5 protein-coding genes are annotated in these 7,827 nt (G+C 70.9%); 4 read left to right on the forward strand and 1 reads right to left on the reverse strand.

Annotated features, from left to right (window positions below; genetic code table 11):
• Positions 1–159: 159 nt before the first annotated feature.
• Entirely contained in the window at positions 160–999 is an 840-nt protein-coding gene (locus tag M4J07_RS45435; protein ID WP_255982800.1) for an oxygenase MpaB family protein, read from the forward strand.
• A gap of 86 nt (positions 1,000–1,085) precedes the next feature.
• Here the strand turns inward: M4J07_RS45435 and M4J07_RS45440 are convergent, their stop codons facing one another.
• Entirely contained in the window at positions 1,086–2,561 is a 1,476-nt protein-coding gene (locus M4J07_RS45440) for a M1 family metallopeptidase (RefSeq protein WP_255982802.1), read from the reverse strand.
• 201 nt (positions 2,562–2,762) lie between these two features.
• Between M4J07_RS45440 and M4J07_RS45445 the strand changes: the two genes are divergently transcribed.
• The 3 genes from M4J07_RS45445 to M4J07_RS45455 all read left to right on the forward strand — a co-directional run.
• Entirely contained in the window at positions 2,763–4,733 is a 1,971-nt protein-coding gene (locus M4J07_RS45445) for a Xaa-Pro dipeptidyl-peptidase (RefSeq protein ID WP_255982803.1), read from the forward strand.
• Entirely contained in the window at positions 4,730–6,013 is a 1,284-nt protein-coding gene (locus M4J07_RS45450; RefSeq protein WP_255982805.1) for a M14 family metallopeptidase, read from the forward strand. Before M4J07_RS45445 ends, M4J07_RS45450 begins: the two co-directional genes overlap by 4 nt.
• A 123-nt stretch (positions 6,014–6,136) precedes the next feature.
• Positions 6,137–7,827, forward strand: a 1,691-nt coding sequence (locus M4J07_RS45455) for a BCCT family transporter (RefSeq protein ID WP_255982807.1), incomplete at its 3' end; no start/stop codon positions are given.

Genomic DNA, 7,827 nt, shown 5'->3' on the forward strand with positions numbered 1-7,827 from the left:
CGGTGACGGACTTGTGCACCTGCGTCGCGGAACTCGCCTCCGACCTGGCGCAGCGCTACGGGGGCACGTACTAGGGCCCCTCGGGTCGCTGCCGGCCTCACCCGCGTCGCATACTGGGCCTCAGGCACCAGCAGGCCCACGCGCACCACAGGAAGCGGCATGAGAGAGCACGACCCGGACCCGCCGCCGCCCCCGCCGGGCGGCATCCTCTGGGACACCGCGGGCGACGTCCGCTCCCTGCTGGCGCTGCCCGCCGCGTTCGTCCTCCAGGTCGCGCACCCCGCGGTCGGCGCGGGCGTCGACGACCACTCGGTGTTCCGCACGGACCCGTGGGGCAGGGGCGAGCGCTCCCTCACCTCGGTCCTGCTCTGGGTCTACGGGGGAGAGGCCGCGGCCGAGGAGGGCCGCCGGCTGCGCCGCGTCCACCGCACGATCCGGGGCACGGACCCGGACGGCCGCCGCTACCACGCGCTCACCCCCGCGTACTACGCGTGGGTGCACGCCACCGGCTACCCCGTCGCCCGCTACGCCCGCCGCTACTTCGCCCGCCCCTTCACCGCCGAGGAGGACGAGCGGTTCTACGCGGAGTGGCTGATGGTCGGGCGGATCCTCGGCATCCACGACCGGGACATGCCGCGGACGACGGCCGAGTTCTGGCCCTACTACCGCACGGTGCTGGCGCAGGAGATCGGCCGGAACGCGGTCGTGGACGAACTGACCGCACGGGACCGGCCGATCCCACCGCCGTCGGACCGGCTCGCGGTGCGCCTGGTGTGGCCCGTCGTACGACCGGTGCTGAGCCGCACCCTGAGCTTCCTGTCGACCGGCCTGCTCCCACCGGAGGCCCGCGCAGCGCTCGGCCTCCGGTGGACACCGGGTCAGGAACGCCGCCTGCGCCGATTCGCACTGCTGGTGCGGTGGACGGTGCCGCGCCTCCCGGAACGCCTCCGCTATCTCCCGCTCGCCCGTCGCGCACGAGCGGGAGAGCGTCTGCCCTGATCCCTGCGCCTTTCAGGGGCGCGGGGAACTGCGCGACCAGCCCCCACGCACCCGCAGACACCACCCCACCGAACAGGGCGGACGGATCAGTGCTCCCCGTGCACCCCGTTCGTCGCGGCGATCTTCCGCCACGACGCGGGCTGCTCCGGAACACCCGCGGAGCGAACCGCGGGGGACGCCGGCCTGGCCGCCTGGTACAGCCACGTGTCGAACAGCCCGCCCAACCGCTTGCCGGACACCTTCTCCGCGTATCCCACGAAGTCGGAGACCTTCGCGTTGCCGTACGCGTGCTGCTGCGGCCACCCCTTCAGGATCGCGAAGAACTTCTTGTCGCCGACCGCGTTGCGCAGCGCCTGGATCGCCAGCGCCCCCCTGTCGTACACGGCGATGTCGAACTGGTTCTCCGCCCCCGGGTCACCCGGCTTCACCGTCCAGAACGCGTCGTCCGCCGGGTGCTGCGCGTACACGTAGTCCGCGAGTTCCTGCGCGGTGCCCTCGCCCTCCTTCTCGGACCAGAGCCACTGGCTGTAGCGGGCGAAGCCCTCGTTGATCCAGATGTCCTTCCAGTTGTCGACGGAGACGCTGTCGCCGTACCACTGGTGGGCGAGCTCGTGGACGACGACCGACACGTTCGACCCGTTGGCGAACTGCTTGGGCGAGTAGAACGGCCGCGTCTGCGTCTCCAGGGCGAACGACGACGGCACGTTCGGCACGTAGCCGCCGAGCGCGTCGAAGGGGTAGGGCCCGTAGACCGACTCCAGCCACTCCGCGACCTCGGTGGTGCGCTCGACGCTGGCCTTCGCCGCGCCCTCGTTCGCGCCGAGGTCCTTGCTGTACGCGTTGATGACGGGCAGACCGTCCGCGGTCCTGTCGGTGGTGATGTCGAACTTGCCGACCGCGAGCGTCGCCAGGTACGTGGCCTGCGGCTTGCTGGAGCGCCAGTTGAAGCGGGTCCAGCCCAGCTTCGAACTCTGCGACTGGAGCGTCCCGTTGGAGATCGCCTGGGTGCCGTCCGGCACGGCGACCGACACGTCGTACGTGGCCTTGTCGCGCGGGTGGTCGTTCGACGGGAACCACCAGGCCGCCGACTCCGGCTCGTTGGCGAACACGGCGCCGTCCGGGGTGCGCTGCAGGGACGTGAAGCCCCACAGCTTCACCTCGGACGGCTTGCCCGCGTACTTCACCACGACCGTGAAGGGCGTGCCCTTGGGCAGCCCGGCCGCGGGCGTCACCTCCAGCTCCTGCACCCCGGACCTGGCGAACGTCGCCTTCTTGCCGTTCACCCTGACCTCGCTCGCGGTGAGCCCGAAGTCGAGGTCGAAGCGCGAGAGGTCCTGCGTGGAGGAGGCGAGGATCGTCGCCGTGCCCTCCAGCAGGTCCGTCTTCGGCTGGTACGTCAGCCGCAGGTCGTAGTGGGAGACGTCGTAGCCGCCGTTCCCGTAGGTCGGGTAGTAGGGATCGCCGATGCCCGAGGCCCCAGGCTGGAAGTCGGCAGCCGATGCCGGGATCGCCAGCACGAGGGAGGCCGCGAGAGCGCCGGGGGCGATGAATCTGCGGTACACGGAAACTCCAAGTCGTCGGAACAGGACGGTGACTGATCTCGTCCGCGAGCCTATTCAGCACCGCACGCCCCGGTCATGTCCATGGCCGCAGCTGTCACACGATCGCCATTCGGCCGACATGCGCCTTTCCGCCCCATGGGCCTGTCCTTCCTCGCTACGGCCCTCTGTCGCGCGGGAGTTGACCCGTGTACCTTCCGCGCCATGCCGATACCTGCCAGACGCACCCACCGCCTCTGGAGAACGTTCGCAGCGACGGCCACCGCCGCCCTGCTGGCCGTTCTCGTCGTTCCCGGCGCCGCCGTCCACGCGGCCACCCCCTCCGAGTCGCAGCCCGTCTACTCCTACGAGAACGCGATCCGCGAGTCCGTCTGGGTCGACACCCGGATCGACGGGGACGACGACGGGAAGACCGACCGGGTCGCCGTCGACATCGTCCGCCCGCGCGAACCCGCCGCACAGGGCCGCAAGATCCCGGTGATCATGGACGCCAGCCCGTACTACTCCTGCTGCGGGCGCGGCAACGAGAGCCAGCTGAAGACGTACGACGCCGCCGGGAACGTCGTCCAGATGCCGCTCTACTACGACAACTACTTCGTGCCGCGCGGCTACGCCTTCGTCGGCGTCGACCTCGCGGGCACCAACCGCTCCGACGGCTGCGTCGACGTCGGCGGCCGCTCCGACATCCAGTCGGGCAAGGCCGTCGTCGACTGGCTGAACGGCCGCGCCAAGGGCTACACCACCCGCACCGGCACCGAACGCGCCAAGGCGGGCTGGACCAACGGCCGCACCGGCATGATCGGCAAGAGCTACGACGGCACGATCGCCAACGGAGTCGCCGCCACCGGCGTCGAGGGCCTGGAGACGATCGTCCCGATCGGCGGCATCTCCTCCTGGTACGACTACTACTTCCAGCAGGGCGCCCCGCTCTACGACTCGGGCCCCGAGTGGCTGTCCGACTACGTGGAGAGCCCCGACGCCCGCGCCCGCTGCGCCGCCGTCCAGCAGCGACTGGTCGACGAGGCGCCCCGAAGCGGTGACGTCACCGGCCTCTGGGAGGACCGCGACTACGTCAAGGACGCCCACAAGGTGAAGGCCAGCGTCTTCGTCGTCCACGGCATGCAGGACCTGAACGTCCGCGCCAAGCACTTCGGCCAGTGGTGGGAGGCGCTCGCGAAGAACGGCGTCGACCGCAAGATCTGGCTGTCGCAGACCGGCCACGTCGACCCGTTCGACTACCGCCGCGGCGCCTGGGTCGACACCCTGCACCGCTGGTTCGACCACGAACTCCTCGGCTACGACAACGGCATCGACCGCGAGCCGATGGCCGACATCGAGCGCACCCCCGACCACTGGACCACCGACAAGGTCTGGCCGCCGCGCACCACCGCCACCACCGCGCTGCGCCCGGGCAAGGGCGACCGGGCCGGCGTCGGCACGCTCGGCCTCAAGAAGGGCTCCGGCACCGAGACGTTCACCGACGACCCGGCGCTGAGCGAGACCGACTGGGCCGCCCGGATCGATACCGGCACGTCGGCCAAGGCGGGCTTCATCAGCCGCCCGCTCGGCAAGGACCTGCGGCTGTCCGGTTCCTCCGAGGTCACGGTCACCGCGACCCCGACGACCGCCACCGCCCACCTGAGCGCCGTCCTCGTCGACCTCGGCCCCGCCACGATCCGCGACTACGCGGGCGCCGGCGAAGGCATCACGACGCTCACCGACCGCAGCTGCTGGGGCCCCAGCACCACCGGTGACAGCTCCTGCTTCAAGAACACGCGGACCGCGACCGCCGACGTCGACGCGACGGTGTTCAGCCGCGGCTGGGCCGACCTCGGCACCTACGCGAACCCGGCCAAGGGCCGCCCGCTGACCCCCGGCAAGCCCTACACGCTCACGATCTCGCTGGCCGCCGCCGACCACGTCGTACCCAAGGGCCACCGGCTCGCCCTGATCGTCGCGGGCACCGACAAGGACCTCATCGACCCGCCGTCGACGAAGCCGACCCTGACGCTCGACCTGGCCCGCTCCGCGGCCCGTGTGCCCGTCGTCGGCGGAGCCGGCGCCTTCGCGGCGGCCACCGCCGGCACCCACTCCGCCGCCCCCCGCTCGACCGGGGCGGACGGCGTGAGCCCGTTCCGCCAGGACCGCCCCGTCCCGGGAGGCAGCAACCGATGACCCCGCGTCTTCGCACGATCGCCCTGGCCACCGCCGCGGCGGCGATCGCCGCGCCCCTGGTGGCGACGGCCCCCGCCCAGGCGACCTCGACCGTCCCGCGCACCGGCTTCGAGCAGACGAACGGCGCCCGCTGGACCAGTCAGCCCGAGGAGCAGCGGCTCCTCGCGGCCGTCGACAAGGCGTCCGACCGCGTCGCCGTCTCGACCATCGGCACGACGAAGCAGAACCGCCCGGTCCAGCTCGTCCGGATCGGGGCCCACCGCACCGCGAACACGGTGCTGCTGATCTGCAGCCAGCACGGCAACGAACCGTCCGGCCGCGAGGCGTGCCTCACCGAGATCCGCGACCTCGCGTACGCCAAGGACCCGGCGACCCAGCGGTTCCTGTCCCGCACGACCCTGCTGGTCGTGCCCACCGCCAACCCCGACGGCCGGGCCGCCGACACCCGCGGCAACTCCGACGGCATCGACATCAACCGCGACCATCTCGCCCTCGAAACGGCCGAGGCGCGGGCGATGGCGGCCGTCATCCGCGACCGGAAGCCCGACGTCATCTACGACCTGCACGAGTACGGCGCCACCCCGCGGTACTACGACAAGGACCTCTTCGACCTCTGGCCGCGCAACCTCAACACCGACGCCAAGGTCCACGACGAGGCCGAGACCCTGTCCGAGGGCTACGTCCGCCCGGCCGCGAACGGCTCCGGCTACTCCACGGGCACGTACGGCATCTGGACCGACCCGGTCACCGGCGATCCGATCAAGCAGACCGCGGGCGACGGGCAGGAGCGCATCCTGCGCAACATGTCCGGCGTCAAGCACGCGCTCGGCCTGCTCATCGAGAGCCGCGTCGACCCCGGCACCCCGGCCGAGGAGGCCGACGAGTCACTGAACAACCGGCGCCGCCGCGACTCCCAACTGGCGGCGCTCGGCGGCCTGTTCTCCTTCACCGGGGAGCGGCTCGGCAGGATCGAGGCCGCGACCTCGGCGGCCCGTGCCGCCGGGTTCCGGGACACCGGGCCGATCTACGTCGGCGGCGCCGACAACGACCCCGCCGACCCCGCCGACACGATCCAGGACCCGCCCTGCGGCTACCGCCTCACCCAGGCCCAGTACGCCGAGTTCAAGGACGAGTTGGATCTGCACGGCATAACCGTCCGGGAGTCGGGCAGCGGAGCCTATGTGCCGCTGCGGCAGTCCGCGCGGGCGCTCGTCGCGCTGCTCCTCGACAGCCGCGCTCCGTACCACGTGACGGAAGGGGAGCCCGACACCAGCTGCTGAACGGGTGTGAGGCGCGTCAGGTGTGGTAGGCCGTAAAGGGTGACAACCCCTCAGAAACCACCCACCGACGCGCCCGTCCCCGACGAGGGCGCAACCGGCGGCCGGAGCCCCGCCACCGACCGGATCGTGTTCGGCGTCACCGCCGTGCTCACCCTGGCCTTCGTGGTCTGGGGCTCCGTCGCCACCGACAACCTGGAGAGTGTCTCCACCCGGCTCCTCAACGGTCTGATCCACAACGGTGGTTGGGCGTTCATGCTCGCCGCCAGCGGCTTCGTCGTGTTCGCCCTCTGGCTGGCCATCAGCCGCTACGGGAAGATCACCCTCGGCAAGGAGGGCGAGGAGCCGGAGTTCCGCACGGTCTCCTGGGTCGCCATGATGTTCAGCGCCGGCATGGGCATCGGCTTGATGTTCTACGGAGTGAGTGAGCCGCTGGCGCACTTCACGACGCCGCCGCCCGGCACGGAACCGGCGGACGCCGCGGAGGCCATGGAGACGGCCATGGCGACCACGCTCTTCCACTGGACGCTGCACCCCTGGGCGATCTACGCGGTCGTCGGACTCGCCATCGCCTACAGCACCTTCCGCCGCCGCAGACGACAGACCATCTCCTCCGTCTTCGTCCCGCTCATCGGCGAGCAGCGCGCGCACGGCGCGTGGGGCCGGGTCATCGACATCATCGCGATCTTCGCGACGCTGTTCGGCTCGGCCGCGTCCCTCGGGCTCGGCGCGCTGCAGATCGGCTCCGGTTTCGAGGTCCTGAACTGGATGGACGACGCGAACACCGGCCTGCTCGTCGCGATCATCGCGGTGCTCACCGTCGCGTTCGTCGCCTCCGCCGTCTCCGGGGTGGAGAAGGGCATCCAGTGGCTGTCGAACACCAACATGGTGCTCGCCCTGATCCTGGCGGTCTTCGTCTTCATCGCCGGACCCACGATCATCGTCCTCGACCTGCTGCCGACCTCCCTCGGCGCCTACCTCGGTGACCTGCCCCAGCTCATCGGCCGCACCGAGGCCTCCAGCGGCAAGGGCGTCGCCGACTGGCTGGGCAGCTGGACGGTCTTCTACTGGGCGTGGTGGATCTCCTGGACGCCCTTCGTCGGCATGTTCATCGCGCGCATCAGCCGCGGCCGCACGATCCGCCAGTTCGTCGGCGGCGTCATCCTCGTGCCCTCGACGGTCAGCCTGCTCTGGTTCGCGATCTTCGGCGGTACGGCGATGAAGATGCAGGAGCACGGGCAGCTGGGCAACGCCACCACTCCGGAGGCTCAACTCTTCGGCGTCCTCCACGAGTTCCCCATCGCGACCGCGACCAGCCTCCTGGTGATGATCCTGGTCGGCATCTTCTTCGTGTCGGGCGCCGACGCGGCCTCCATCGTGATGGGCACCCTGTCCCAGAAGGGCGCGCTCGAACCGGGCCGCTTCGTGGTCATCTTCTGGGGCGTGGTGACCGGTGCGGTGGCCGCGGTCATGCTCCTCATCGGCGACGGCTCGGACAACGCCCTCACGGGCCTGCAGAACCTGACGATCCTCGTCGCGGCCCCCTTCACCCTCGTCATGATCGGCATGTGCGTGGCCCTCATGCGCGACCTGCGCCAGGACCCGCTGATCGTCCGCGGGGACATGGGCATCGAGGTCGTCGAGGCGGCCGTCGTCGCGGGCCACGAGAAGTACGGCGGCGAGTTCGAGATCCGGATCGGTCCGGGGGACAGCCTGGAGACGGAGGGCGACCCCATCGGCGTGCACTTCGTCGAAGGCGGCTCCACCCAAGAACCCGACCCGTCCCGCAACGAGGACACCCCCCGAGACCACTCCTG

It is taken from the genome of Streptomyces longispororuber (assembly GCF_024448165.1).
Taxonomy (GTDB): Bacteria; Actinomycetota; Actinomycetes; order Streptomycetales; family Streptomycetaceae; genus Streptomyces; species Streptomyces longispororuber_A.

Bases quoted from the DNA above. Each gene is read 5' to 3' on its own strand.
- M4J07_RS45435 (WP_255982800.1), top strand. From the start codon at position 160: ATGAGAGAGCACGACCCGGACCCGCCGCCGCCCCCGCCGGGCGGCATC.
- M4J07_RS45445 (WP_255982803.1), top strand. From the start codon at position 2,763: ATGCCGATACCTGCCAGACGCACCCACCGCCTCTGGAGAACGTTCGCA.
- M4J07_RS45450 (WP_255982805.1), top strand. From the start codon at position 4,730: ATGACCCCGCGTCTTCGCACGATCGCCCTGGCCACCGCCGCGGCGGCG.